This window comes from Dehalococcoidia bacterium (genome assembly GCA_025054935.1).
Classification (GTDB): Bacteria; Chloroflexota; Dehalococcoidia; order SpSt-223; family SpSt-223; genus JANWZD01.
Genome location: JANWZD010000009.1, coordinates 19300 through 41642 on the forward strand (window position 1 = coordinate 19300; position 22343 = coordinate 41642).

The 22343-nt window shown below is 64.3% G+C and carries 35 protein-coding genes and 2 pseudogenes; 5 read left to right on the top strand and 32 right to left on the bottom strand.

The window, feature by feature from the left end; genetic code table 11:
• Position 1: 1 nt before the first annotated feature.
• The 3 genes from NZ773_10470 to NZ773_10480 all read right to left on the bottom strand — a co-directional run bounded on the left by NZ773_10470 (position 2) and on the right by NZ773_10480 (position 2459).
• On the bottom strand, positions 2-922 hold the full coding sequence (locus NZ773_10470; protein MCS6802349.1) for an ABC transporter permease: 921 nt from the start codon (positions 920-922) through the stop codon (positions 2-4).
• Between the two features lie 98 nt (positions 923-1020).
• The gene (locus NZ773_10475; protein ID MCS6802350.1) at positions 1021-1965 is read right to left on the bottom strand and encodes an ABC transporter permease; all 945 of its coding nucleotides are present in this window, start codon (positions 1963-1965) and stop codon (positions 1021-1023) included.
• Between the two features lie 158 nt (positions 1966-2123).
• Positions 2124-2459 (bottom strand): (2Fe-2S) ferredoxin domain-containing protein, encoded by a 336-nt coding sequence (locus NZ773_10480; GenBank protein ID MCS6802351.1) that lies wholly within the window; start codon positions 2457-2459, stop codon positions 2124-2126.
• A gap of 109 nt (positions 2460-2568) precedes the next feature.
• On the opposite strand from NZ773_10480, the gene NZ773_10485 reads away from it, so the two are divergent.
• From NZ773_10485 to NZ773_10505, 5 genes are read left to right on the top strand one after another with little or no spacing between them, the layout of a single operon-like run.
• A complete protein-coding gene (locus tag NZ773_10485) occupies positions 2569-3573 on the top strand; it encodes a hypothetical protein (GenBank protein ID MCS6802352.1) in 1005 nt (334 codons plus the stop codon).
• On the top strand, positions 3570-3872 hold the full coding sequence (locus NZ773_10490) for a hypothetical protein (protein MCS6802353.1): 303 nt from the start codon (positions 3570-3572) through the stop codon (positions 3870-3872). The genes NZ773_10485 and NZ773_10490 overlap by 4 nt, the downstream gene beginning before the upstream one ends.
• Complete coding sequence (locus NZ773_10495) at positions 3854-4552, top strand: response regulator transcription factor (protein MCS6802354.1); 699 nt, start codon at positions 3854-3856, stop codon at positions 4550-4552. The genes NZ773_10490 and NZ773_10495 overlap by 19 nt, the downstream gene beginning before the upstream one ends.
• 1 nt (position 4553) lies before the next feature.
• Positions 4554-5918: an ATP-binding protein gene (locus NZ773_10500; GenBank protein ID MCS6802355.1), complete on the top strand. Its 1365-nt coding sequence runs from the start codon at positions 4554-4556 to the stop codon at positions 5916-5918.
• Positions 5908-6993 carry a glycoside hydrolase family 5 protein gene (locus tag NZ773_10505; protein ID MCS6802356.1) on the top strand — a complete coding sequence of 362 codons (1086 nt, stop codon included), beginning with the start codon at positions 5908-5910 and terminating at the stop codon, positions 6991-6993. The genes NZ773_10500 and NZ773_10505 overlap by 11 nt, the downstream gene beginning before the upstream one ends.
• 118 nt (positions 6994-7111) lie before the next feature.
• Here the strand turns inward: NZ773_10505 and rpsI are convergent, their stop codons facing one another.
• From rpsI to rplB, 29 genes and pseudogenes are all read right to left on the bottom strand, one after another.
• A complete protein-coding gene (gene rpsI, locus NZ773_10510; protein ID MCS6802357.1) occupies positions 7112-7510 on the bottom strand; it encodes a 30S ribosomal protein S9 in 399 nt (132 codons plus the stop codon).
• A 3-nt stretch (positions 7511-7513) separates the two neighbouring features.
• Positions 7514-7993, bottom strand: coding sequence for a 50S ribosomal protein L13 (rplM, locus tag NZ773_10515; protein MCS6802358.1), 480 nt, complete (start codon positions 7991-7993; stop codon positions 7514-7516).
• Positions 7994-7995: 2 nt separating this feature from the next.
• Positions 7996-8751: a tRNA pseudouridine(38-40) synthase TruA gene (gene truA / locus NZ773_10520; protein ID MCS6802359.1), complete on the bottom strand. Its 756-nt coding sequence runs from the start codon at positions 8749-8751 to the stop codon at positions 7996-7998.
• Between the two features lie 30 nt (positions 8752-8781).
• Positions 8782-9123 carry a 50S ribosomal protein L17 gene (gene rplQ, locus NZ773_10525; GenBank protein ID MCS6802360.1) on the bottom strand — a complete coding sequence of 114 codons (342 nt, stop codon included), beginning with the start codon at positions 9121-9123 and terminating at the stop codon, positions 8782-8784.
• 8 nt (positions 9124-9131) lie between these two features.
• Complete coding sequence (locus NZ773_10530) at positions 9132-10235, bottom strand: DNA-directed RNA polymerase subunit alpha (protein ID MCS6802361.1); 1104 nt, start codon at positions 10233-10235, stop codon at positions 9132-9134.
• Positions 10236-10279: 44 nt separating this feature from the next.
• Positions 10280-10909: a 30S ribosomal protein S4 gene (gene rpsD / locus NZ773_10535; protein MCS6802362.1), complete on the bottom strand. Its 630-nt coding sequence runs from the start codon at positions 10907-10909 to the stop codon at positions 10280-10282.
• A gap of 36 nt (positions 10910-10945) precedes the next feature.
• Entirely contained in the window at positions 10946-11344 is a 399-nt protein-coding gene (rpsK, locus tag NZ773_10540; protein ID MCS6802363.1) for a 30S ribosomal protein S11, read from the bottom strand.
• Positions 11345-11365: 21 nt separating this feature from the next.
• A complete protein-coding gene (gene rpsM, locus NZ773_10545) occupies positions 11366-11749 on the bottom strand; it encodes a 30S ribosomal protein S13 (GenBank protein MCS6802364.1) in 384 nt (127 codons plus the stop codon).
• Positions 11750-11755: 6 nt separating this feature from the next.
• Positions 11756-11869 (bottom strand): 50S ribosomal protein L36, encoded by a 114-nt coding sequence (rpmJ, locus tag NZ773_10550; GenBank protein ID MCS6802365.1) that lies wholly within the window; start codon positions 11867-11869, stop codon positions 11756-11758.
• 150 nt (positions 11870-12019) lie between these two features.
• On the bottom strand, positions 12020-12793 hold the full coding sequence (map, locus tag NZ773_10555; GenBank protein ID MCS6802366.1) for a type I methionyl aminopeptidase: 774 nt from the start codon (positions 12791-12793) through the stop codon (positions 12020-12022).
• Positions 12790-13449, bottom strand: coding sequence for an adenylate kinase (locus NZ773_10560; GenBank protein MCS6802367.1), 660 nt, complete (start codon positions 13447-13449; stop codon positions 12790-12792). Before NZ773_10560 ends, map begins: the two co-directional genes overlap by 4 nt.
• Positions 13450-14757: a preprotein translocase subunit SecY gene (gene secY, locus NZ773_10565; GenBank protein ID MCS6802368.1), complete on the bottom strand. Its 1308-nt coding sequence runs from the start codon at positions 14755-14757 to the stop codon at positions 13450-13452.
• A 60-nt stretch (positions 14758-14817) separates the two neighbouring features.
• Positions 14818-15333, bottom strand: coding sequence for a 50S ribosomal protein L15 (gene rplO / locus NZ773_10570; protein MCS6802369.1), 516 nt, complete (start codon positions 15331-15333; stop codon positions 14818-14820).
• Positions 15330-15515: a 50S ribosomal protein L30 gene (gene rpmD / locus NZ773_10575; protein ID MCS6802370.1), complete on the bottom strand. Its 186-nt coding sequence runs from the start codon at positions 15513-15515 to the stop codon at positions 15330-15332. The genes rplO and rpmD overlap by 4 nt, the downstream gene beginning before the upstream one ends.
• Positions 15508-16038 (bottom strand): 30S ribosomal protein S5, encoded by a 531-nt coding sequence (rpsE, locus tag NZ773_10580; GenBank protein MCS6802371.1) that lies wholly within the window; start codon positions 16036-16038, stop codon positions 15508-15510. Before rpsE ends, rpmD begins: the two co-directional genes overlap by 8 nt.
• An 11-nt stretch (positions 16039-16049) precedes the next feature.
• A complete protein-coding gene (rplR, locus tag NZ773_10585; protein ID MCS6802372.1) occupies positions 16050-16418 on the bottom strand; it encodes a 50S ribosomal protein L18 in 369 nt (122 codons plus the stop codon).
• A 3-nt stretch (positions 16419-16421) separates the two neighbouring features.
• On the bottom strand, positions 16422-16976 hold the full coding sequence (gene rplF, locus NZ773_10590; protein ID MCS6802373.1) for a 50S ribosomal protein L6: 555 nt from the start codon (positions 16974-16976) through the stop codon (positions 16422-16424).
• Between the two features lie 10 nt (positions 16977-16986).
• Positions 16987-17385 carry a 30S ribosomal protein S8 gene (gene rpsH / locus NZ773_10595; GenBank protein MCS6802374.1) on the bottom strand — a complete coding sequence of 133 codons (399 nt, stop codon included), beginning with the start codon at positions 17383-17385 and terminating at the stop codon, positions 16987-16989.
• 11 nt (positions 17386-17396) lie between these two features.
• Positions 17397-17582: a type Z 30S ribosomal protein S14 gene (locus tag NZ773_10600; GenBank protein ID MCS6802375.1), complete on the bottom strand. Its 186-nt coding sequence runs from the start codon at positions 17580-17582 to the stop codon at positions 17397-17399.
• Positions 17583-17638: 56 nt separating this feature from the next.
• Positions 17639-18184, bottom strand: a complete 546-nt coding sequence (gene rplE / locus NZ773_10605; GenBank protein MCS6802376.1) for a 50S ribosomal protein L5 — start codon at positions 18182-18184, stop codon at positions 17639-17641.
• Entirely contained in the window at positions 18184-18498 is a 315-nt protein-coding gene (gene rplX / locus NZ773_10610; protein ID MCS6802377.1) for a 50S ribosomal protein L24, read from the bottom strand. The genes rplE and rplX overlap by 1 nt, the downstream gene beginning before the upstream one ends.
• A complete protein-coding gene (rplN, locus tag NZ773_10615) occupies positions 18498-18866 on the bottom strand; it encodes a 50S ribosomal protein L14 (protein ID MCS6802378.1) in 369 nt (122 codons plus the stop codon). The genes rplX and rplN overlap by 1 nt, the downstream gene beginning before the upstream one ends.
• The gene (gene rpsQ / locus NZ773_10620; GenBank protein MCS6802379.1) at positions 18867-19163 is read right to left on the bottom strand and encodes a 30S ribosomal protein S17; all 297 of its coding nucleotides are present in this window, start codon (positions 19161-19163) and stop codon (positions 18867-18869) included.
• Positions 19156-19398, bottom strand: a complete 243-nt coding sequence (gene rpmC / locus NZ773_10625; GenBank protein ID MCS6802380.1) for a 50S ribosomal protein L29 — start codon at positions 19396-19398, stop codon at positions 19156-19158. The genes rpsQ and rpmC overlap by 8 nt, the downstream gene beginning before the upstream one ends.
• A 98-nt stretch (positions 19399-19496) precedes the next feature.
• Positions 19497-19910: pseudogene (gene rplP / locus NZ773_10630) on the bottom strand (50S ribosomal protein L16).
• A gap of 293 nt (positions 19911-20203) precedes the next feature.
• Positions 20204-20854: pseudogene (rpsC, locus tag NZ773_10635) on the bottom strand (30S ribosomal protein S3).
• Positions 20855-21199 carry a 50S ribosomal protein L22 gene (rplV, locus tag NZ773_10640; GenBank protein MCS6802381.1) on the bottom strand — a complete coding sequence of 115 codons (345 nt, stop codon included), beginning with the start codon at positions 21197-21199 and terminating at the stop codon, positions 20855-20857.
• Positions 21200-21207: 8 nt separating this feature from the next.
• Positions 21208-21498 carry a 30S ribosomal protein S19 gene (rpsS, locus tag NZ773_10645; GenBank protein ID MCS6802382.1) on the bottom strand — a complete coding sequence of 97 codons (291 nt, stop codon included), beginning with the start codon at positions 21496-21498 and terminating at the stop codon, positions 21208-21210.
• A gap of 15 nt (positions 21499-21513) precedes the next feature.
• Positions 21514-22341, bottom strand: a complete 828-nt coding sequence (rplB, locus tag NZ773_10650) for a 50S ribosomal protein L2 (GenBank protein MCS6802383.1) — start codon at positions 22339-22341, stop codon at positions 21514-21516.
• Positions 22342-22343 lie beyond the last annotated feature (2 nt).

Below are 22343 nucleotides of genomic sequence, written 5' to 3' on the forward strand. Positions count from 1 at the left end.
GTTAGAGCGTCGTTCGGGCGTCGAAGATGTCGCGCAGGCGGTCGCCGAGGACGTTGACGGCGAGCACGATGATGCCGATGGTGACGCCCGGGAAGATCGCGAGCCACCATGCGGTCTCCATGTACTCGCGGCCGTCAGACAGCATATTGCCCCACGACGGCGTCGGCAGCGGGACGCCAAGGCCGAGGAAGGAGAGCGAGCTTTCGGCGATGATGAGCGCGGCGACCGAGAAGCTCGAGAGAACGAGCAGCGTCGAGGCGACGTTGGGAAGCATGTGGCGGAACATGATGCGCATGTTCGACGCGCCGATCGTCCGCGCTGCCTCGACGAATTCCTTCTCGCGCAAGCTGAGCACTTCGCCCCGCACGAAGCGGCCGTAGTTCGCCCAGCCGAAGACGCCGAGGACGATGATCAGCTTGTCGAGCCCTTGGCCGACCGCGGCGATGATCGCAATCGCGAGGACCAAGAACGGGAAGGCGCGCTGGGCGTCATTAATCCGCATGATGATGTCATCGAGGCGGCCGCCGTAGTAGCCGGAGATGATGCCCAGCGTTGCCCCGAGGATGACCGAGATGATCGTCGCGAAGAACCCCACTTGGAGCGAGACCCGCGTACCGTAAATCAGGCGGGAGAGAATGTCGCGTCCCATCTGGTCGGTCCCGAGAATATAGCCGGGGATGCCTCCTTGCCAGACCGGCGGCTGGAGTCGTTTGATGATGTCGACCTTGATTGGGTCGTGCGGCGCGATCAACGGGGCGAAAATCGCGACCAGCGTGAAGAAGACGATAATAAACAGACTGATCGTCGCCGGCGCGTGGGTGAAGATCCCGCGGCGCAAGCGATCCCAGAAGGTACGGACGCGCACGCGCTTGAATGCCGGCTGATCAATCGCCTGAGCCTGCGCTATCGTGTTAGTCGCCATCGGCCTCTCCTTCTTTCGAACTCGATCGCTCCCCTCGCCAGAGGAGAGCGGAGCGCAACTGCGGTTCGGCTAGAGAGACACTCTCCAGCCGAGAAGAGCTAGTCGTATTTGATGCGCGGGTCGATCCACTTGTACGCGATATCGACCAAGAGGAAGGCGAGAACGATCCAGATCGCGACGATAAACACTATCGCCTGGACCACGTTGTAGTCGCGCGTGAACGTTGAGGTGACAAGCTGGCGACCGATCCCCGGCCACGCGAACAGGTTCTCGATGATAACGGAGCCGCTGAGCAGAAACGCGATGTCAAGGCCGATCGCAGTCACGATCGGGATCATCGCATTCCGCAGCGCGTGGCGGATGACAACCATGCTGTTCGACAGTCCCTTGGCGCGCGCGGTGCGGATATAGTCCATGCTCATCACGTCAAGCAGCGCTGAGCGCATCAGCCGCGCCAAGCGCGCCATCGGGAAGCCGGCAAGGCAGATGGCGGGCAGGATAAAGTGGGCCGGCGTTCCGTAGCCGAAGGGAGGTAAGATGCGTAACTGCACCGCGAAGATCAGCACGAGAATGATGCCGAGGAAGAAGGACGGCGTCGACTGTAAGATCAACGCCATCAGCATGAAGAAGACCGACGGCAGGCCGCGCGTCAGCGCCGAGAAGATGCCGAGCGGGATGCCGACCACCACTGCCAAAGCGAGGGAGACAACGGCGAGCTGAACAGTGTTCCCGAGATTGTCGAGGACAACTTGCATCGCCGGCCGGCGCGCGCGCAGCGAATCCCCAAAGTCGAACCAGCGCCAGTTTCCGCGAGCATCAACCTTCGGGATCAGCAAATCGCGCCAGAACCGCGCATACTGAACGATGAGCGGGTCGTCGAAGCCAAGCTCGCGGCGCAGTTTCAGGCGGGTCTCGTTATCGATGTCCCCGTAGAGCACCGACACCGGGTCGCCCGAGGCGCGCATCAGGACGAAGAGGAGCGTCGACACCACAATAATGACGAAGACCAACTGGATCAGGCGGTTAACGATCAGCTTCGCCATGAGCCTCTACCCCTATTCCGGCACGCGCGGCAACTCGCGACGGCCACCGGCGCGGAATGACTGGGAGACTTTAGCATCAGGTAAACCTGCCGGTCAACATTTCGGATACCGTACTGTTTCGTCCCGCTGCCCCGGGCCGGTTCCGCTCCGCCGCCGCCTTACCAGGGCACCGTCTCGTCGAGGCGGAGGAAGGACGGCTCCTGCCCAACCAGCCGCTGGACTGGCCGGCCGGCGCCAACGTGCTCATCGATGATGGCAGGAATGTCGTCCGCGGTCACGCCGCAGTACCACGTCTCGCCCGGAGAGACGAACACATTCGGGCCGAGGCGGCATTTCCCATGGCAGACCCCTGCAAGGCGAGAGACAGTTGCCTTCTCGCTGAGACCGCGCGCGGCAAGCGCTTGATAGAGAGCAACGCGCAGGCGTTCGCTCCCGCGCTCAGCGCAGCGCGGGCCGCCGCACACCCGAATGTGATAGCGAGTAGAACCGCTCATCCGCTCGCCGCATTCCGGAGCGTGACCCTGAAGAGGGCAGAGGCCACGCGAAACCGCTGTCCCGCGACCTTTTGAAAGAAGGGCGGGCAACCCGCTACGATCATAAAAGATGAAGTCCCCTTCGCTCGTCGGCGACCTCCGGAGCGGGCTCATGGCGCTGACGCTGACGCTCTCTCCGGGCTGTGGCATCTCCCCCTCTGTTGGATTGGCCGGCGGATTGACCGGCGACGTTGTCTACATTAAGAACGATCAGCTGTACCTCTTTTCTCTCGACAGCCGCGAAGAGCGGCGGCTGGTCGAACTGCCGGCGGGAGCGATGGCGAAAGACCCGGTCTGGTCTCCGGATGGTCAGCGGGTCGTCTTCTCAATGTACCCGCCGCCGCAGCGCGGCGTTCCTCCCGGCACGGACCTCTATTCTGTGCGGCGGGACGGCAGCGATCTCCGCCTGCTGCGTCAGCACACGCTCGCGGGCGAGATGCTCGAGGCGCCGTTCTTTGCCCCGGATGGCAAGAGCTTGGTCTACAGCCGGGTCGCGCCAATCGTCATCAACGGCCAGTACCGCGGCGATATCATCGAACTGATCCGCCTCGACCTTGAGACGGGCAATGTCATCTCGCTGGTGCGAGACGCGGTCCAGCCTGCGCTCTCGCCGGATGGCACCTCCTTGGCGTATATCCGGCTGAACCCGCAGACGACCGGCCAAAGCCTGTGGGTGGCACGGGCAGACGGTTCATCGCCGAGGCAACTTGTGGCTGAAGATCAGTTCGTCGCGATGCACTCGCCGCGCATCTCGCCGGATGGCCGGGAGATCACGTTCGCTGGGGCTCCAATCCGGGCCATCCGCAGCGGGGGGTGGGGTGTCCCGCTCAGACCTGCTCGTCCCGCATTCCACGGCCCTCCGATGGATGTGTATAAAGTCCGCACCGATGGGGCAGCGCAGCATCAGCTTGTCGTGAAGCTGCAGGAAGACGATCCGATCGCGTTGTGGTCAGCCGATGGTCAGCGGTTGCTTGTCATCGCCGGAAGGGCGCTCTATGCGGTGACGCCCGATGGCCGCGACCTTACCCGGCTGCGCGAGCCCGGCGGCAGCGGAGGCGATTGGAGAGGCAGATGACGACCCAGCCGCCGACCAGAGCGAGCGAGCGCATTGCTCGCCGGAGAGAGCTGCGGCAAGCGCGGCTCCTCGAAGTCCAGCGACGGCGCGCCCAGCGCGCGCGCCTGCGCGTGGCCCTCGCGGTTGTTGTTCTCCTCCTGCTCGGGCTACTCGCCTGGTTTGGCATCGCCATGTTTGTGACGCCCGCAGCCGCGTTTGCGGGAGGGATGCCTTCTGAAGCAAGCGCGGTTGTCGCGCTCCTGAGCCGCGTCGAACTGGCAGTCGAAATAGGGAAGGAAACGTGGCGCGTATTCTCGTAGTCGATGACGAACCCTCGTTGGTCGACACTATTCGGTACAACTTGAAACGGGAAGGGCATGAAGTGAGCGTCGCCTACGACGGCGTCGAAGCGTTGGAGGTCGCGCGTCGCTGGCGGCCCGACCTGATCGTCCTTGATGTCATGCTGCCCAAGCTGGATGGCTTCGAAGTTTGTCGGACCCTGCGGAGTGAAACCACATCCCCCATCCTAATGCTCACGGCCAAGGCGAGCGAAATCGACAAGGTGGTTGGGCTGGAGATCGGCGCCGACGACTATCTCGCCAAGCCGTTCAGTTTTCGCGAACTGATCGCGCGGGTCCGCGCGTCGCTGCGGCGAGTGCAGATGCTGCGCGCGGAGCCGCGTCCTCCAGAGCCGGTTGAGGAGCAGCTGACTGCAGGCGACCTCGTCGTCGATCTCGCTCGTCACGAAGTGACCCGCGCCGGGCGGCCGATAGCCCTCAAGCCGAAAGAGTTCGACTTGCTCGCGTACTTGATGCGCAATCGCGGCCGCGTTCTCACGCGCGACATTCTGCTTCAGAACCTCTGGGGCTACGAGTATGACGGCGGCACTCGGACCGTCGATGTCCACATCCGCGGGCTGCGCGAGAAGATCGAGAACGACCCGAGCCATCCCGACCTGATCCAAACCGTGCGCGGCGTGGGGTACCGCTTCAAAGACTGAGATGGGGCTGCGAGCGCGGATCGTCCTCGCGACCAGTGTCATCGCTGGTCTCGTCGGGCTGTCGCTCACGGTCGCCGGGGTCGAAGGGAGCGCTGCCGCGCTTGCGGGAGGAGCGCTGGCGGCGCTGCTTGCGCTCTTCCCGCTGCGGTGGGTGCTTGCCCCCCTCGACCGCGTGCGGGCAGAGCTGGCCCAATTAACCGGCGAACCGGTAGCGGCGGGCGACCGCGGCTTGGCAGGGCTGCGCCGGGCGATCCGTGCGCTCGCCGAGTCGCGGCATGCGCTTCTGGATGAAGCGGCCGCGCGCCAGCGACGGTGGGAGGCCGTCGTCGAATGCTTGCCGGTCGGGGTCGTCATTATCGATCGGCAGGGTGTGGTCGAACTGGTCAATCGTGCCGCCAGCGAGATCCTCGGCACGCTCGGCCGCGGGGAGAGTCTTGTTCAGACGGTCCGTCAGCACGAACTGGTCGCGCTGGTGCGCGCGGCGCTGCGCGGCGAGCAGCCAGAGCCGCGAGTGGTGGAGCTGACGGCGCCCAAGCGCTTCATCCACGCAATCGCGCAGCCTGCTCAGCAGGACCATGCACCCGTTGTCCTGCTGCTCCAAGATGTCACGGCGCTGCGGCGGGCAGAGACGGTGCGGCGGGACTTTATCGCCAATGTCTCCCACGAACTGCGGACACCGGTAGCCTCCCTGATGGCGCTGACCGAGACCCTCCTGAACGGCGCGCTCGAGGACCCGTCTGTCGCGCGCTCCTTCCTCAAGCGCATCGAGGTCGAAGTCGACCGGCTGAACCAGATGGTGGAAGAGCTGTTCGAACTGACACGGCTCGAGTCCGGCGAATTGGAGATGCGGCTGGAGCCCGTTCCGCCGGAGTCGCTCTGCCGCGCGGTCGCAGACCGGCTGGCAGGACAAGCGGAGCGCGCCGGCTTGACCCTCCAGGTCGAGGTGCCGGCGGGGGTGCCCGCCGTCGCGGCCGACCCGGCGCGGGTGGAGCAGGTGCTCGTCAATCTGGTGCACAACGCCATCAAGTTCACGCCGCCCGGCGGCACTGTGACGATCGGTGTCGACCCGACCGTCATTGAGTCGACCCCCACCACGCCGCCGTTCGTCCGCTTTTGGGTTCGGGACACCGGTATCGGCATTCCGCCCGAGGAGCTTGGCCGCATTTTCGAGCGGTTTTACAAGGTGAACCGCTCCCGCTCGAACAGCGGGGCAGGATTGGGGCTGGCGATCGCTAAGCACACCGTCCAAGCGCACGGCGGACGGATTTGGGCGACGAGCGAAGTGAACGCCGGCTCGGAGTTCTCGTTTACTTTGCCGGTTGCTGCGGGCGCGGTCGGTGCTTCCGCGGAGAGCCGTGCTGGCTGAGCCGGTTCACCCGCCGCTCCGGGCGGTGGGCGCAGCGCTGCTTGACGGCACAGGACAGCCTCTTCGCTTGCGGGGGGTGAACTGGTACGGCGCGGAAAGCCCGGATTTCGTCGTCGGCGGGCTTCATTGTCAGCCACTCGCGCGCATCGTTCAGCGCATTGTCGAACTAGGAGCGAACTGCGTGCGGCTTCCCTTCTCCATCCAGCTGGTGCTGGATAATCCGCCAGTTTGCGGGGCGGTCGTCGCCGCCAATCCGGAGTTCGCGGGGCAGCCCGCGCTTGCTGTGTTCGACGGCACCATCGCCGCGCTGACCGCAGCCGGGCTCGCCGTCATTCTCGATAACCACACCAGCGCTGCCGACTGGTGCTGCGCTGAGGGCGACACGAACGCGGTCTGGCACACGCTGCGCTATCCAGAGCCGGTCTGGATCGAGTGTTGGCGCCGGCTTGCGCGCCGCTACCGCGACAATCCGCGTGTCATTGCTGTCGATTTGCGGAACGAACCGCGTTCTCCGGCGCGGTGGGTCAGCCGCGACCCGAGGCGAAGTTGGCGCGATGCCGCCGAGCGCGCTGGCGCAGCAGTGCTTGCGGAAAATCCGCGCGTGCTCGTCGTGGTCGAGGGGAGTGACTTTGCCAGCGACCTGCGGGGCGCGCGCTCGACGCCGGTCCGTCTTCCTTGGGGAGAGCGTCTCGTCTACTCCGTGCATGACTATCCGTGGTTTCACGGGCGGTCACCGTCTGCGCGGGCAATGCGCGAGCGGTGGGATCGTCGCTGGGGCGCTCTTGCCGACACGCCGGTCATTGTCGGTGAGTTCGGGATTGACACGGCCGCGTGGAATGGGAAAGGCGCCGGTCTCGCCGAACGCTGGCTGCGCACGTTTATCGAGTATCTCGACGAGCGCGGCATCAGCTGGATCTACTGGCCGCTGAACGGCACGATGTCCAGCGCCGCGCCGCATCATGGCCGGCAGTTCGGAGCGCGAGAGCCATTCGGGCTGCTGGATGCCCGCTGGGAGGCCCCTGCCAACGAAGCTCTTGTCGAGTGGCTTTTTGGCAGAACGCCCTCGCGCTGCTGAGGGCAGCGCGGCATGAGAAGCAGTGGGAGCAGGAGCGCGCTTTGCGCCCTGAGCGTCCGCGTCGCGCGCCGAGAGGGCTGGCTCCTTGCCCCGCCTTGTGCCTGGCGCGCTGCGGCGATCAGCGCTTGGTGTACTGCGGCGCCTTACGGGCCCGCTTCAGCCCATACTTCTTCCGCTCCTTGATGCGCGCGTCGCGGGTGAGCAGTCCATTGCGACGCATAACGCCGCGGAACTCTTCGTTGTACTCGACGAGGGCGCGCGCGATGGCATGGCGGATAGCGCCGGCCTGGCCGGAGGTGCCGCCGCCCCGCACTTTCACCATCGCGCTCAGGGTAGTGACCCCGGCGACGCGGAAGGGGGTGAGGACCGTAACTTGGTCGGTGAGGCGGGGAAAGTACTCCTCGAGCTGATGGCCGTTGACAATCACCTGCCCATTGCCGGGAAAAAGGCGGACTTGGGCGACCGCCGTCTTCCGCTTGCCAACGCCGCCGGCAACGCTGGTTCGTGGGGTAGTCATGCGTTAGGCCTCCTTCACCGGGGGTGCCGCGGTCGCCTGCTGCTCTCGCTGCTTCTTCAGGCCGGCGAGATGCCGTTCGTGCGGATGCGTCGGCCCGGCATACACCCGCAGTTTCTTGAACTGCGCGCGGCCCAGCTTCGTCTTGGGCAGCATGCCCCGGACGGCATGCTCAATGATCCGGGTCGGATGAGTTTCCAGCATCCGCTGCATCGGCACTGCCTTCAAGCCTCCGGGATATTGGGAGTGGCGATAGTAGATCTTCTCGGTCAGGCGGTTGCCCGTCACCCGGAACTTCTCGGCGTTGATGACGATGACATAATCGCCAGTATCGAGGTGCGGCGTATAAATCGGCTTGTGCTTACCCCGCAACAGCGTCGCGATCTGGGTGGCGAGGCGACCGAGGGTCTGCCCGGTAGCGTCGATCACGTGCCAGTCGCGCTGAATATCGCGCGGGGTTGCGCTGAAGGTGCGAAAACCCGCCATCGTTACTCCTTCTCCTCCATTGCGGGAGGATCGTCCGGATAGCGTACCCGGACGAGAAACAGTCCCCGTCCTGGCGCTGCCGGCCCGGCGAAGCGGCGGTCACGGCTGGCGAGGATCCGCGCGATCGCGTTTTCCCCGAGCCGGCCGCGGCCGATCCAGACCAGCGTGCCGACGATATTGCGGACCATGTGCGGGAGATACGCATCCGCTTCGATCTCCACGATCACGCGGTCCTCCATGCGCCGCACGGCGACCCGTGCGACGCGCCGCACAGTTGAGCCGACTGCTACGCCGCTCCGATGCGCGAAGGCAGCGAAGTCATGCTCGCCGACGAGCGCCTGCGCGGCGCGGTCCATCGCGGCAACATCCAGCGGCGCTCGAACGTGCCAACTGTAGCGCCGCAGGAAGGGGGTCGGCCAGGGCCGATGTTCAATTTGGTAGCGGTAGACCCGGCTGAGCGCCCGTCGCCGCGGGTCATATCCCGGCTCAACCGCTTTCGCCTCCCACGCCACGATGGAGGGGGGCAGATGCGCGTTCAGCCCTGCCAGCACCGAGCGTTCGTCGAGCGCGCGCCGGGTCTCGAAGGCGATCACCTGCCCCTCGGCGTGCACTCCAGCATCGGTCCGTCCGGCGTAGCGGATCGTGATCCGCTCGCCAGTGAAGCGCCAGAGCGCGGTCTCGATTGCCTCCTGTACGCTCGGCTGGGAGGGCTGGCGCTGGAAGCCGGCAAAATCGCTCCCGTCGTAGGCGAGACGCAGCCGGAACGCGCGGAGCGCTTCGCTGTTCAGCTAGCGGAGCACCTCGATCCGCGCTAGGGGCGCCCCATCGCCTTTGCGGATCCCGAGCTTCGTGATCCGGACATACCCTCCTTGGCGGTCGGCAAAGCGCGGTGCGATCTCGTCGAACACCTTCCGCACGACAAGCGGGTCATAGAGCACGCGCGCCGCTTTGCGACGAGCGTAGACCGTGCCTTCCTTCCCGTAGCTAATGATTTTCTCGACCATCGGGCGAATCTCTTTTGCTTTCGCCTCAGTGGTCGTAATGGCTTCATAGCGCAGGACATCGGTCACGAGGTTCCGAAACATCGCCTTGCGATGACCGGTGTCCCGGCTGAATTGGCGGCCTCGCACGGCATGTCTCATAGCGCACCCTCTTCTTTCGGAATGGGGTTCCCCTTTTCATCGAGGATGAGCGTTCCGTCCGCCTCGCGCAGATACTCGATTTCCTCTTCTTCTTCTTCGTCAGCGCTTGCGCTCTCTGCTGCCTTGGCGGTGCTCGCCGACCCAAGCGGGATGAAGCCACGCTGCGCCAACTTCTGGCGCAGTTCGTCGAGCGACTTGCGCCCGAAATTGCGGACTGCCATCAGGTCGTCGTCGCTCATCTCGACGACTTGGCCGATTTTCGTGATCTGCGCCCGCTTGAGGGCGTTGTAGGTCCGGACGGAGAGGTCCAGCTCGTCGATGGGGGTGTCATAGAGCTGGGGCGGCAGCACGTTGGCGCCCGACCGCGCGCGCTCGATCTGGCGGGGGATCGGCTTCTTCAAGTCGGTGAAAAGCCGGAAGTGATCGATCAAGATCGCCGCAGCGCGGCTGATGGCGTCAAGCGGCTGGATAGTGCCATCCGTCCACAGTTCGAGCACGAGGCGGTCGTAGTTGGTCACGCCAATCCGCATCGGCTCAACGGCGAAGTTCACCTTGCGGATCGGGGTGAAGATGGCGTCAACGGGGATGACGCCGATGGGACCGCTCTCGCGCGAGGTTGCCGGCACGTAGCCCTTCCCATGCTCGACCTGAAACTCGATCGACAGCCGGCCTTCGGGGGAGTCGATCGTGGCGAGGTAGAGGTCGGGGTTGACGATCTCAAAATCCCCTTGCACTTCGATATCGGCCGCGGTGACCACGCCGGGGCCTTGGCGGTCGAGAATAAGGCGGCCGGGCCGGTCGGAATAGGCGCGCAGCCGGATCTTCTTGATGTTGAGCAGGAGCCCGACCGTATCTTCCCGCACGTGCGGGATCGGCTGGAACTCGTGCTGCACTTGGTCGATTTTGACGCGGGTTACTGCGGCGCCGGGCAGCGCGCTGAGGAGAACGCGACGCAGAGCGTTGCCGAGCGTGATTCCGAAGCCAGACTCGAGCGGCTCGACGAGAAAGCGCCCGTAGGTCGAAAAGACGTCGAGCGGTTCGATCTTTGGCGCCGGTGGCTCCGGCGCCGTCTCAGCAGCGCCACGAAGACGATCGATCATCACAGTGGTCTACCCATTCCGTCGCCTGAAAGCGACCTCAGTCACTAACGCGAGTAGTATTCGACGACGGCTTGCTCATTGAGATTGCGCGGCATCTCGTCGCGCGAGGGTTTGCTGAGGACGCGGCCGGTTAGGGTGGACGCGTCGAACGAGAGCCACGACGGGATCTGCTTTTCGGGCAGCTTTTCGGCTTGGAGTTTGAAATACTCTTTCTCGCGGCTCTTCGGCCGGACCGCGACCACCATTCCTGGCTTGAGCACCATCGAAGGAATGTCGGTCTTCCGGCCGTTGACTTCGATATGGCCGTGGTTGACCAACTGGCGCGCCTGCCGCCGGGAGTCGGCCAGCCCCAGCCGATAGACGACGTTGTCAAGGCGCAGCTCGAGCTGCTCGAGCAGGACGAGACCGGTCATGCCGGGGCGTCGTTCTGCTTCGGCGAAGTAGCGCCGAAACTGCCGTTCCAGCACGCCGTAGGTCTGGCGGACTTTCTGCTTCTCGCGCAGCTGGACGCCGCGCTCCGACAGCTTCCGCCGCCGGCCCGCTGCGGTCTGGCCCGGCGGGTAGTTGCGGCGCTCGATCGCGCATTTCGGGGTGTAACAGCGCTCCCCTTTGAGAAACAGCTTCTCCCCAGCGCGCCGGCACAGCCGGCAGACTGGACCATGATACCGAGCCAACCTTCTCTCTCCTTGCTTGCCGTCTTGCGCGGACGTCTAGACGCGGCGCCGCTTTGGCGGACGGCAACCGTTGTGCGGGATCGGAGTAACGTCAGTAATGCTGGTCACGAGGATGCCGCTCGCCTGCAGTGCGCGAATGGCTGCCTCGCGCCCGCTGCCCGGCCCACGGACAAAGACGTCGACTTGGCGGACGCCATGCTCCATCGCTTTGCGGGCCGCGTTTTCGGCCGCGACCTGCGCCGCGAAGGGGGTGCTCTTGCGTGAGCCCTTGAAGTTGGACGACCCTGCGCTCGCCCACGTGAGCGTGTTGCCGTTCGGGTCGGTGATCGTCACGATCGTGTTGTTGAAAGAAGAGTGGATATAGGCGCGCCCTCGCGGAACCGACTTGCGTTCGCGCCGTCGGCCTCGCTGTGCGCGCCGCCGCGGATCTGCCATCCTTCTCTCCAGGCTCCCGGCTTACTTCTTCGCCGTCGACCGCCGCTTGCCGGCGACCGTCTTGCGCGCTCCTCGCTTCGTGCGGGCGTTGGTCCGCGTGCGCTGTCCGCGCACCGGGAGGCCCTTGCGGTGGCGCAAGCCGCGGTAACAGCCAATGTCAATCAGCCGCTTGATGTTCATTTGGACCTCGCGGCGGAGGTCGCCCTCCACCACGTAGGTCTTTTCAATCAGCTCGCGCAGCCGGGTGACTTCGTCTTCCGTAAGGTCGCGCACGCGCGTGGCCGGATTGACATTCGCCTGCTCACATGCCTTGCGGGCCAAGGTTGGCCCAATTCCGTAAATAGAACGGAGCGAGATATCGACGCGCTTATCTCGCGGAATGTCGACACCGGCAATTCGGGCCATTCCGGTCTACCCCTGCTTCTGCTTATGCTTTGGATTGACGCAAACCACCAGCACATGACCGTGCCGGCGAATAATTTTGCATTTCTCGCAACGTGCCTTGACTGAGGCTCGCACTTTCATCGTCAGTTCCCATGGGCCCCGAGCCATTGCTCCGCACGGCGGGAAGCGCGCTTCGCGTCACGCTCGGGTCAAATTGCTGCCAGGCGAAACTGCTGTTGGGACGAACTTGCAAAGTATAGGCGCTTCTCCGCCATCCTGCCAGTTCGCCCTCTAGGGGTGCGTCAGCACCTCCGGGTCGCCGGCGGTGATCGCGACGGTATGCTCAAAGTGCGCCGAGAGCGAGCCGTCTGCTGTGTAGACCGTCCAGCGGTCGCCCGGGCGTTGCGTTGTCTCGCCGCTGCCGGCGTTCACCATCGGTTCGATCGCGAGCACCAGCCCCGGTCGGAGCACGGTCATGACCGGATGCTGCGGGTCCACATAGTTCGGCACCTGAGGCGGTTCGTGAAACTCGCGGCCGATGCCGTGGCCGACATACCGCCGCACAATCCCGTAGTTGCCGTGGCGCACGATATAGGACTCGATCGCCGCCGAGATATCGCGCACGCGCCGGCCGGCGCAGCAGGCATGGATGCCGGCCCAGAGCGCCCCCTCCGTCACCTCGATCAACTGCCGCGCCGCCGGCGAGATGGCGCCGACGCCAACCGTCAGCGCAGTGTCAGCGTGGTAGCCTTCGACCGACACCCCAAGATCGATCTTTACGAGGTCGCCGGAGCGGATGGTGCGGTTCTTGCTAGGCACGCCATGCACGATCTCATCATTTAGGGAACTGCAAATCGATGCCGGAAAGCCGTACAGCCCTTTGAAGGAGGGGATGCCGCCGCGAGCGCGGATCGCTGCTTCGGCGACGCGGTCGAGATCCGCGGTAGTGACACCAGGCTCGGCGGCGCGGGCGGTCTCACGCAGCGCCAGCGCCGCGATCCGGCCGGCCTCGCGCATCAGCGCAATCTCCCGCGGTGACTTCAGCACAATCCGGCGCGACGTCATCGCGCAGCCGCTCCGACCGCGGCAGCGAGCAGCTGACGGCGGATCGTCGCGATATCGCCGCGCCCGTCGACCTCAATCAGCTTGCCCTGGCGGCGGTAGTAGTCGAGGAGCGGCACTGTCTGCTCGCGATAGACGGCAAGGCGGGTCTTGACCACCTCGGGCCGGTCGTCGTCGCGCTGGTAGAGCGGGCCACCGTCGCGGTCGCAGACGCCCTCCTCGTGCGGCGGATTGCTGGTCAGGTTGTAGGACGCTCCGCAGCTGCGGCAGAGCCATCGCTCGCTCAAGCGCCGGATCAGCTCGTCGTCAGGAACAGCGAGCAGGATCGCCCGGTCGACCTGCCAGCCGCGTTCGGCGAGCCCGCGGTCGAGCGCTTCTGCTTGGGGCAGCGTGCGCGGAAACCCATCGAACACCGCGCCATTCGCGGCATCGGGATGGCTGAGGCGGTCGAACACCATTGCCACGGTCACCTCATCCGGCACGTAGAGCCCGCGCTCCATGTAGCTCTTGGCGAGCTGGCCGAGGTCGGTGCCGTTCCGAAGATGGTCGCGGAATAACTCTCCCGTCGAGAGATGAATGACGCCGAGCGCCTCCGCCAGGGCGCCGGCTTGGGTGCCTTTTCCAGACCCTGGCGGACCAAGGAGGATGACGTTCGGCATTTACTTGATGAACCCCTCATAGTGGCGCATCAGCAGCTGCGCTTCGAGCTGTTTCATGGTGTCGAGCACAACGCCGACCATGATGAGCAGGCCCGTCGATGACAGCTGGATCGCCTGGATGTTGGTCACGAGCTGGGCGAAGTACGGCAGGATGGCGATCACGCCCAAGAAGAGCGCACCCGCCCACGTAATGCGCGTCAGCACTTTGACTAGATACTCGTCGGTGGGCTTCCCCGGACGAATGCCGGGAATGAAGCCGCCAAACTTCTGCAGGTTCTCCGCCAGCCGCTGCTGCTGAAAGATGACCATCGTGTAGAAGAAGGTGAACCCGACGGTCATGATGAAGAAGAACGCCCAGTAGAGGGGGCTGGTCGCGTCGAACAGACGCTGCATCCAAGTCGCCGCTTGAGCAATCCACGGCGTGGTGGAGAATTGGAACCAGCTGGCGATCGTGCCCGGCAGGATCATGATCGACATCGCAAAGATGATCGGGATCATGCCGGCCGAATTGACCTTCAGGGGGATATGCGTGCTTTGGCCGCCATACAGCCGCGACCCGCGCATGCGCTTGGCGTAGTGAACCGGCACGCGCCGCTGCGCCTCCGTGAAGACGACAATCCCCGCGACCGTCAGCACGCCGAGGAGAACAAACACTGCCAGCCCGAAGATCTGGTCTGCGGCAAAGAACGACTGCCCAATGATCGCTGGGATGTTTGCGACAATGCCGCCGAAGATGATGATCGAGACGCCGTTGCCGATCCCATGCTGGGTGATCAGTTCGCCGAGCCAGACGAGGAACACCGTTCCTGCCGTGAGGCTGAGCAACATCGCGACTGTCGGGATCAAGTCGTCGCCCGTAAATCCAAGACGGGGGATGACCGGGTTCGGCTGGTTGCGCAGCAGCACCAACTGGCCATAGCCCTGCAGGAGCGCAAGCGGAATAGTCAGATAGTGGGTCAGTTGGGCGATCTTCTGGCGCCCGGCTTCGCCTTCTTTCGAGAGCGCTTCGAGCCGCGGAATGATCGGCACCAGCAGTTGCATCACGATCGAGGCGGTGATGTAGGGATAGACCCCCATCGCCGCAACGCTGAAGTTGCGCAGCGCCCCGCCAGAGAACAGGTCGAGCATCCCCAGCAAGGCGGCATTCGGCCCGGTGGTGAACAGTTGATCAAGCGCTTCCGCGTTCAGCCCCGGCACCGGCACATGCGCGACGAACCGGAAGACCACCAGCATGGCAAAGGTGAAGAGAATTTTGCGGCGCAGGTCTGGGAGCTTGAACGCATCAATGACGGCCCGTAGTTGCTCCACTCCCCCTCCTTGGCGCGGAATACGGAAAGTGTAGACGAGGGTGGCGGCGCGCGCCGCCCGCTACGCAGACGCCGTCTTCTTCTTCGGCGATTTCGGCCGTGGAGCGGGGCCGCGCGACCGGCTGTGTCGCGGCGCTTCGTACGGCAGCTCCTCGACAGTCCCGCCGCACGCCTCGATCTTCGCCTTGGCAGAGGCGGAGAATTTGTGCGCGCGCACTGTCAGTTTTACCTGCAGGTCGCCGTCGCCGAGGATTTTGACTGGCTTATTCTCCTTCAAAAGACCGAGATCCCGCAGCACCTCAGGCGAGATCTCCGTGCCCTCCGGCAGCTCGGAGAACTCCTCGACGTTGAAGATGGCGTATTCGGTGCGCCACTTGTTGGTGAAGCCTCGTTTCTCGGGCAGGCGCTTGATAAGCGGCAGCTGGCCGCCTTCGAAGCGCGGATGCGGGCCGCCTCCGCTGCGCGCCTTTTGTCCTTTGATCCCTCTGCCCGAATAGGTGCCGTGTCCGGAAGCATTTCCGCGGCCGACGCGCTTCCGCGCTTTGCGCGGCGGGGCAACCAATTCATCCATTCTCATGGGACCACCTTTTCGACCGTGACGAGATGGCGCACTTTGGCGATCAGGCCACGGATAGACGGAGTGTCCTCGTGCTCGACGGTCTGGTGCAGCCGCCGCAGCCCGAGGCTCCGGATCGTGTCGCGTTGGCGCTGGCTGTAGCCGATCGTGCTTTTTGTCCACGTGATGCGCAGCTTACTCATGGTGGCCCTCCGGCTGAGGGGCGGCGACAGCGGCACGGCCGTTGCGGCGCGGCCGCCGCTCGCGCTCAACGGCGGGGTCCTTGAGTGAGGCCAATGCCTTGATCGTGGCGCGCACGACATTGACTGGGTTGTTGGAGCCAAGCGACTTGGTCAGAATGTCGCGGATGCCCGCCGCCTCGACCACCGCTCGGACTCCCCCGCCGGCGATGACGCCGGTGCCGGGGCGGGCGGGCTTCAGCAGCACCTTCGCGGCGCCAAATTCCGCTTGGATCTGGTGGGGGATGGTGTGCTCGACGAGGGGCACGCGGATCAGGTTTTTCTTCGCATCCTCAGCCCCTTTGCGGATCGCGTCGGGCACTTCGTTCGCCTTGCCGAGCCCCGCACCCACATGGCCGCGTCCATCGCCGACAACAACGACCGCGCTGAAGCTGAAGCGGCGTCCTCCCTTGACGACCTTTGCCACTCGGTTGACCGAGACGACGCGCTCCTTCTCGAGCGCAAGAGTTCGTGGATCGATGCGCATACTCTCTGCCTCTAGAAGATCAGCCCGGCTTCGCGGGCTGCTTCGGCCAAGGCCTTCACCCGGCCATGATAGATGTAGCCGCCGCGGTCGAAGACGACCTTCTCGATCCCGGCGCGCTTCGCCCGCTCGGCGATCAGCCGCCCGACGACGCGCGCTTCTTCTGTCTTGGTCTTCCCTTCGAGCTGGGGACGCGCCTCGGGGTCGAGGGTCGAAGCGGCGACGAGAGTGCGGTGTTTTGTGTCGTCGATGATCTGGGCGTAGATGTGCGCAAGGCTGCGGTAGACTGCAAGCCGCGGCCGCGTCGGCTGCCCGAACACTTTCTTCCGGACCCGAAGATGGCGCCGCCGCCGCGCGATTCGAGGATCTTCACGCTTGAACATCGCTTACTTCTTCTTTCCGCCGGCCTTGCCCGCTTTGCCGGCCTTCCGCCGGATCACCTCGCCTTGGTAGCGGATGCCTTTCCCTTTATACGGCTCGGGCGGGCGCACGGCGCGGATATTTGCGGCAACTTGGCCGACTAACTCCTTGTCGATTCCTTGGACGGCGAAGCGGGTTGGGCTCTCGACCAGAAAGGTAATCCCCTGCGGGGGGTCGATCTCGACCGGATGCGAGTAGCCAACCTGCAGAACGAGCCGTTGCCCTTGCAGTTGGGCGCGATAGCCGACACCGCTCATTTCCAGATACTTCGTGAAGCCGGTCGTCACGCCGGTCACCATATTGGCAATCAGGGTGCGCGTGAGGCCGTGCTGAGCGCGGTGCTCCTTTTCATCGTCCGGCCGGCTGACGGTGAGGACGCCGTTCTCCAGCCGGACCTGGAGGTCGGGATTCACCCGGCGCTCGAGCTGCCCTTTCGGGCCCTTCACGCGCACAAACCCCGGCTGGATGTCGACCGTCACCCCCGGCGGCACCGGGATAGGCTGCCGACCAATGCGTGACATCGGTTCCTCCTTACCAGACGTAGCAGAGGACTTCGCCGCCGACGCGCTGACGCCACGCCTGCTGGCCCGTCATCACGCCGAGAGGGGTAGACATCACAGCGATGCCCAGCCCACCATACACCCGCGGGATTTCGCCGCGCTGGACATAGACTCGCAGGCCGGGTTTGGAAACCCGCTGCAGTCCTGTCAGCACGGGCTGTTTCTTGCCGGTATAGCGCAATGTGATCTTTAGCGTCTGCTTCGCGCCGTCGCGCAGCACTTCGTAGTCTTTGATAAACCCTTCTTCCAATAAGATCTTGGCGATCGCCACCTTGATCTTAGATGCGGGCATCACGACGAAATCGTGCTTGGCTTGAACGGCGTTGCGAAGCCGCGTCAGCATGTCCGCAATCGGATCGGTCATGGTCATCGCCTGCCTCCTTACCAGCTCGACTTCGTCACGCCGGGGATCTCCCCCCGGAGGGCGAGCGTGCGGAAGCAAATCCGGCACAGCCCAAATTTCCGGATGAACGCCCGCGGTCGGCCGCAGCGAAAACACCGGTTCCGATGCCGGACCTTATACTTCGGGGTCTTTCGAGACTTCGCAATCTTGCTTACTTTCGCCAACGCCCCCTCCTTGTGGTCGGCGGCCTGCGGGCAGCTCGCTTTCTAGCGCCCGCTCCTTAGTTTCTCGCAAAGGGCATGCCGAGCAACTGCAGCAGCCGTTTCGACTCTTGATCCGTTCGCGCTGTCGTGACGATCGACACTTGCAAGCCCCGGATTTTGTCGATCTTGTCGTAGTCGATCTCAGGAAAGATCAACTGTTCTTTCAAACCGAGCGAATAGTTGCCACGGCCGTCGAACGACTTGTCGGACACCCCGCGGAAGTCGCGCACGCGCGGCAAGGCAACGTTGATCAGCTTGTCTAGGAAGTACCACATCCGATCGCCCCGCAGGGTGACCATGCAGCCGATCGGCATCCCTTGCCGCAGCTTGAAGGCAGCGATCGATTTGCGGGCACGGCGAATCAGCGGCTGCTGCCCTGCGATCGTTGCCAGATCGCGGACCGCCGATTCCATCGCGCGCGGATTTTGCACCGCCTCGCCCATGCCAATGTTGAGAACGACCTTGTGAACGCGAGGGATCTCCATGATGTTCGTATATCCGAACTCTTTCTGGAGTGCAGGCGCGACCTCGCGCTCATAGAGCTCACGCAATCGGGGAGCCATTAGTTGAACACCCCCTGACACTTCTTGCACTGTCGGCTCTTCCGGCCTTGATCGTCGATGAAATAGCCGACTCGCGTTGGACGGCCGCAGTTTGGGCAGATCACCAGCACATTCGAGATGTGCAGCGGCGCTTCTTTATCGATGATCCCGCCGCGACGCGCTTGTCCCCGCGGCTTCGTGTGACGCTTGACCAAGTTCAGCCCTTCGACAATGATCCGCTGCTCTTTCGGGATCACGCGGCTGACCTTGCCTTGCTTGCCTTTCTCGCGACCAGTGGTGATGAGAACTGTATCTCCCGACTTGACTTTTGCCATCACAGCACCTCTGGAGCGAGCGAGGCAATCTTCATAAACTGCTTCTCGCGCAGTTCACGCGCTACGGGGCCGAAGATGCGCGTGCCTCGAGGGTTCTGCTTGTCCGACAGAATAACGGCGGCGTTATCATCGAACTTGATGTATGAACCATCCGGGCGACGATATTCTTTCGCTGTTCGCACGATCACCGCGCGAACGATATCGCCTTTCTTGACAGCGCCGCCGGGCTGAGCCTCTTTGACGGAGGCGACGATGATATCGCCAACCCGCCCGACCTTGCGCCGTCCTGCGCCAATGATTCGGATGCATAGCAGCTCTTTGGCGCCGGTGTTGTCTGCAACCCGGAGCCGGCTTTCTTGCTGGATCATCTACGCGTCCTCACTCGCATCGACGTCCTGAGGCTTCACCTCGGGGACATCTCCTCTCTTCACGATCTGAATGACGCGCCAGCGCTTCTCTTTTGAAAGCGGCCGACTCTCAACCATCTTCACGACATCGCCAAGGCGACATTCATTCTTCTCGTCGTGCGCCTTGTACTTCTTCGTTCGGCGAATTGTCCGTCGATAGAGCGGATGACGCTTCAGGCGCTCGACGGCGACGACGACGGTCTTGTCCATCTTGTCGCTCACGACGGTGCCGATCAGCGTGCGCCGATCCTTAAACATGGTCACCCTCAGCTTGAAGCGCCCGCGCCAGTTCGCGCTCGCGCATGATGGTCTTCAGGCGGGCAATCGACCGGCGCACGTTCTGCAGTGCGCGGTCGTTGTCCAGCTGGCGCGTGGCATGGCGCATCCGCAGGTTGAACAGTTCGCGATACAGTTCGTTCAGCTGGCGCCGCAGCTCCGCGTCGGTGGCGTTTCGAAACGCACGGCACTGCTCGCGCCGTTCACGCAGTTTCATTCGTCGCTCCCTCCTCCGCTCGGCGGTGCGTGGGGCACTGCCGGCGCAGCGGCGTCGTCGCTGCTCGCCGTCTCCTCGGCGCTGCGCTCACCGGCCGCTTTCACCTGCTGCCGAACCACGAATTTGGTCTCGACAGGGAGTTTGTGTCCGGCCCGGCGCAGCGCCTCTTTGGCCACCTCTTCGCGAACGCCGTCGACTTCGAACAGGATGTGCCCCGGCTTGACGACGGCGACCCAATGGTCTGGCGCGCCTTTGCCCGAGCCCATTCGCGTCTCGGCGGGCTTCGCGGTGACAGGCTTGTGCGGGAAAATGCGGATCCACACCTTGCCGCCGCGCTTGATGTAGTTCGTGATGGTGCGGCGCGCCGCCTCGATCTGCCGGCTGTCGACCCACGCTGCACTGAGCGCTTGGATTCCATACTGCCCATAGGCGAGCTGGTTTCCGCTCTGGGCGACGCCCTTGAGCCGGCCGCGGGACTGTCTGCGGTACTTGACCCGCTTTGGCATCAACATCGCTACTTCTCCGTCTTCTCAGCGCGGTCCTCTGGCGGGGCGGGCGGCGCAAGGTCGCCGCTTGCTGCTGCCATCCGCGCTTGCGCTTCGGCGAGCGCGCGCTCCCGCTCGGCGAGCAGCCGCTCGCGCTCGGCCAGCTGACGCTCCCGTTCTGCGATCGGGTCGAGCGCCGCGACAGACGGTGGCGCGGTGTCGCCTTCAGAGTTCGGCGCTGCCGGCTCGATGGCGGGCTCGAGCGCCGGCTCTTCCTCCTCGCGCACCATCCGGCGCTCGCTCGCCGCAGCCGCTCGGCGCTCCGCTTCCGCTCGCTGCTGGCGCGGGCCGATCACGTCGCCGCGGTAGATCCACACCTTGACACCAATGACGCCGAAAGTCGTGTGCGCTTCGGCGACAGCAAAATCGATATCCGCGCGGATCGTCTGGAGCGGCACCTGACCGGCATGCTCCCGCTCGCGCCGCGACATCTCGGCCCCGCCAAGGCGCCCGGAGACAATGATGCGGATGCCCTGCGCTCCGCGCTGCATCGAGCGCGCCACAGCCTGCTTGATCGCGCGCTTATAGGAGACGCGGCGTTCGATCTGGTCGGCAATAGAGCGGGCGACCAAGTACGCGTCCAGCTCTGGCTGGCGGACCTCGGCGATATTGACCCGCACTCGCTTGCCCGTCAGCTTCTCGAGGTGGTCGCGCAGCTCATCGACCTTCTGCCCAGAGCGCCCGATCACGATCCCCGGCTTCGCCGTATGGATTGTCACGCCGACTTGGTTGGCTTGGCGATCGATCTCGACGCGCGGGATGCCCGCATCCGGGAAGCGGGAGAGGATCAGTTCGCGGATCCGAAGGTCCTCATGCAGCAGTTCGGTGTATTGGCGGTCGGCATACCACTTCGATTGCCAAGTTTTGTTCACCCCGAGCCGGAAGCCGATCGGGTGCACTTTGTGGCCCATTTACGATCCCCTTTGCTCGTCAACGACAATGGTGATATGGCTCGACCGCTTCAGAATCGGGCTGACCCGGCCGCGGGAACGAGCCCGGTAGCGCTTCATCGTCGGGCCTTCATCCACAAACGCCCGAACGATGACCAGCTCGTCAGGGTCCATCAAGTTGTTCGCCTCGGCATTGGCAGCAGCCGATTTGACCACCTTGTAGACATCCTTCGCATGCGGCGACGGCAGATAGCGCAGGATCGCCATCGCCTCGTTGACGCGCCGGCCCCGGATCAAGTCGACGATCCGCCGCACTTTTCGCGGCGAGACGCGCACCCGTTTGGCAACTGCCCGCACTTCCGGCATCTCGCCTCCTACTTCCGGCGAACTTGGCTCGACCGCTCCGACTTGCTGACGTGCCCGCGGAATTTCCGCGTTTCCGCGAATTCGCCCAACCGGTGGCCGACCATGTTCTCGGTGATGTAGATCGGAATGTGGGCGCGGCCGTTGTGGACGCCGATGGTATGGCCGATCATCTGCGGCACAATCGTCGACGCCCGCGACCACGTCTTGATCAGGGTCCGCTGCCCTGAGCGATTAGCTTTTTCGATCTTGGCAAGGAGCTTCGCATCAACGAATGGCCCCTTCTTCGTCGATCGTGACATTCGACGTCTCCTTTGCTACTTCCGACGCCGGACGATGTACTTGCTCGACGGCTTCTTTCGCGAACGGGTCTTATAGCCGAGAGCCGGCTTGCCCCACGGAGTTTTCGGTCCGGGCAGCCCAATCGGCGCTTTGCCCTCGCCGCCGCCGTGCGGATGGTCGCGCGGGTTCATCACCGACCCGCGCACGGTCGGGCGCCGGCCGAGGTGACGGCTCCGTCCCGCCTTGCCCAGTTTGATATTTTCATGCTCAACGTTGCCCACCTGCCCGACGGTCGCGAGGCACTCCGCGCGCACGCGCCGCAGTTCGCCCGAGGGCAGGCGCAACAGCACGTAGTCGCCCTCTTTGGCCATCACCTGCGCGGCCGCGCCGGCCGCCCGGACCATTTGCGCCCCGCGCCCGGCGATCAGCTCGACGTTGTGAACCAGCGTGCCGGTCGGAATGTTCGCGAGCGGCAGCGCGTTGCCCGGCCGGATTTCCGCATCCGGCCCGCTGCGGAGCACGTCGCCCACTTTCACATTGAGCGGCGCGATGATGTACCGCTTCTCGCCATCTTCGTATTCCAGAAGGGCAATGCGCGCCGAGCGGTTCGGGTCGTACTCGATCGCCACCACCGTCGCGTTCATGCCGAACTTATTCCGCTTCCAGTCGATGATCCGGTAGCGCCGCTTGTGCCCGCCTCCGCGGTGGCGCGTGGTGATCCGGCCGCTGTTGTTGCGCCCTGCCTTTTTCTTGAGCGGCGCAAGCAGCGACTTCTCTGGCTTCTTCTTTGTAATCTCTTCAAAGGTATACCCGGAGGCGTTGCGGCGGCCGGGCGAGGTCGGGCGGTAGATCCGGATCGGCATGA

Excerpts from the sequence above, each read along its gene's own strand:
- rplF (MCS6802373.1), bottom strand. The coding sequence starts at position 16,976 with ATGTCACGCATTGGTCGGCAGCCTATCCCGGTGCCGCCGGGGGTGACG.
- rpsM (MCS6802364.1), bottom strand. The coding sequence starts at position 11,749 with ATGGCCCGAATTGCCGGTGTCGACATTCCGCGAGATAAGCGCGTCGAT.
- NZ773_10490 (MCS6802353.1), top strand. The coding sequence starts at position 3,570 with ATGACGACCCAGCCGCCGACCAGAGCGAGCGAGCGCATTGCTCGCCGG.
- rplR (MCS6802372.1), bottom strand. The coding sequence starts at position 16,418 with ATGTTCAAGCGTGAAGATCCTCGAATCGCGCGGCGGCGGCGCCATCTT.
- map (MCS6802366.1), bottom strand. The coding sequence starts at position 12,793 with ATGACGTCGCGCCGGATTGTGCTGAAGTCACCGCGGGAGATTGCGCTG.
- rplN (MCS6802378.1), bottom strand. The coding sequence starts at position 18,866 with ATGATCCAGCAAGAAAGCCGGCTCCGGGTTGCAGACAACACCGGCGCC.
- rplO (MCS6802369.1), bottom strand. The coding sequence starts at position 15,333 with ATGAGAATGGATGAATTGGTTGCCCCGCCGCGCAAAGCGCGGAAGCGC.
- rpsQ (MCS6802379.1), bottom strand. The coding sequence starts at position 19,163 with ATGTTTAAGGATCGGCGCACGCTGATCGGCACCGTCGTGAGCGACAAG.
- NZ773_10480 (MCS6802351.1), bottom strand. The coding sequence starts at position 2,459 with ATGAGCGGTTCTACTCGCTATCACATTCGGGTGTGCGGCGGCCCGCGC.
- NZ773_10500 (MCS6802355.1), top strand. The coding sequence starts at position 4,554 with ATGGGGCTGCGAGCGCGGATCGTCCTCGCGACCAGTGTCATCGCTGGT.
- NZ773_10530 (MCS6802361.1), bottom strand. The coding sequence starts at position 10,235 with ATGATCGATCGTCTTCGTGGCGCTGCTGAGACGGCGCCGGAGCCACCG.
- rplB (MCS6802383.1), bottom strand. The coding sequence starts at position 22,341 with ATGCCGATCCGGATCTACCGCCCGACCTCGCCCGGCCGCCGCAACGCC.
- rplM (MCS6802358.1), bottom strand. The coding sequence starts at position 7,993 with ATGGCGGGTTTTCGCACCTTCAGCGCAACCCCGCGCGATATTCAGCGC.
- rpmD (MCS6802370.1), bottom strand. The coding sequence starts at position 15,515 with ATGAGTAAGCTGCGCATCACGTGGACAAAAAGCACGATCGGCTACAGC.
- rplX (MCS6802377.1), bottom strand. The coding sequence starts at position 18,498 with ATGGCAAAAGTCAAGTCGGGAGATACAGTTCTCATCACCACTGGTCGC.
- rpsE (MCS6802371.1), bottom strand. The coding sequence starts at position 16,038 with ATGCGCATCGATCCACGAACTCTTGCGCTCGAGAAGGAGCGCGTCGTC.
- rplV (MCS6802381.1), bottom strand. The coding sequence starts at position 21,199 with ATGCCGGAAGTGCGGGCAGTTGCCAAACGGGTGCGCGTCTCGCCGCGA.
- NZ773_10560 (MCS6802367.1), bottom strand. The coding sequence starts at position 13,449 with ATGCCGAACGTCATCCTCCTTGGTCCGCCAGGGTCTGGAAAAGGCACC.
- rpsI (MCS6802357.1), bottom strand. The coding sequence starts at position 7,510 with ATGACTACCCCACGAACCAGCGTTGCCGGCGGCGTTGGCAAGCGGAAG.
- rpmC (MCS6802380.1), bottom strand. The coding sequence starts at position 19,398 with ATGAAACTGCGTGAACGGCGCGAGCAGTGCCGTGCGTTTCGAAACGCC.
- rpmJ (MCS6802365.1), bottom strand. The coding sequence starts at position 11,869 with ATGAAAGTGCGAGCCTCAGTCAAGGCACGTTGCGAGAAATGCAAAATT.
- rpsK (MCS6802363.1), bottom strand. The coding sequence starts at position 11,344 with ATGGCAGATCCGCGGCGGCGCGCACAGCGAGGCCGACGGCGCGAACGC.
- rpsH (MCS6802374.1), bottom strand. The coding sequence starts at position 17,385 with ATGACCATGACCGATCCGATTGCGGACATGCTGACGCGGCTTCGCAAC.
- rpsS (MCS6802382.1), bottom strand. The coding sequence starts at position 21,498 with ATGTCACGATCGACGAAGAAGGGGCCATTCGTTGATGCGAAGCTCCTT.
- rplE (MCS6802376.1), bottom strand. The coding sequence starts at position 18,184 with ATGGCTCCCCGATTGCGTGAGCTCTATGAGCGCGAGGTCGCGCCTGCA.
- NZ773_10485 (MCS6802352.1), top strand. The coding sequence starts at position 2,569 with ATGAAGTCCCCTTCGCTCGTCGGCGACCTCCGGAGCGGGCTCATGGCG.
- NZ773_10475 (MCS6802350.1), bottom strand. The coding sequence starts at position 1,965 with ATGGCGAAGCTGATCGTTAACCGCCTGATCCAGTTGGTCTTCGTCATT.
- NZ773_10470 (MCS6802349.1), bottom strand. The coding sequence starts at position 922 with ATGGCGACTAACACGATAGCGCAGGCTCAGGCGATTGATCAGCCGGCA.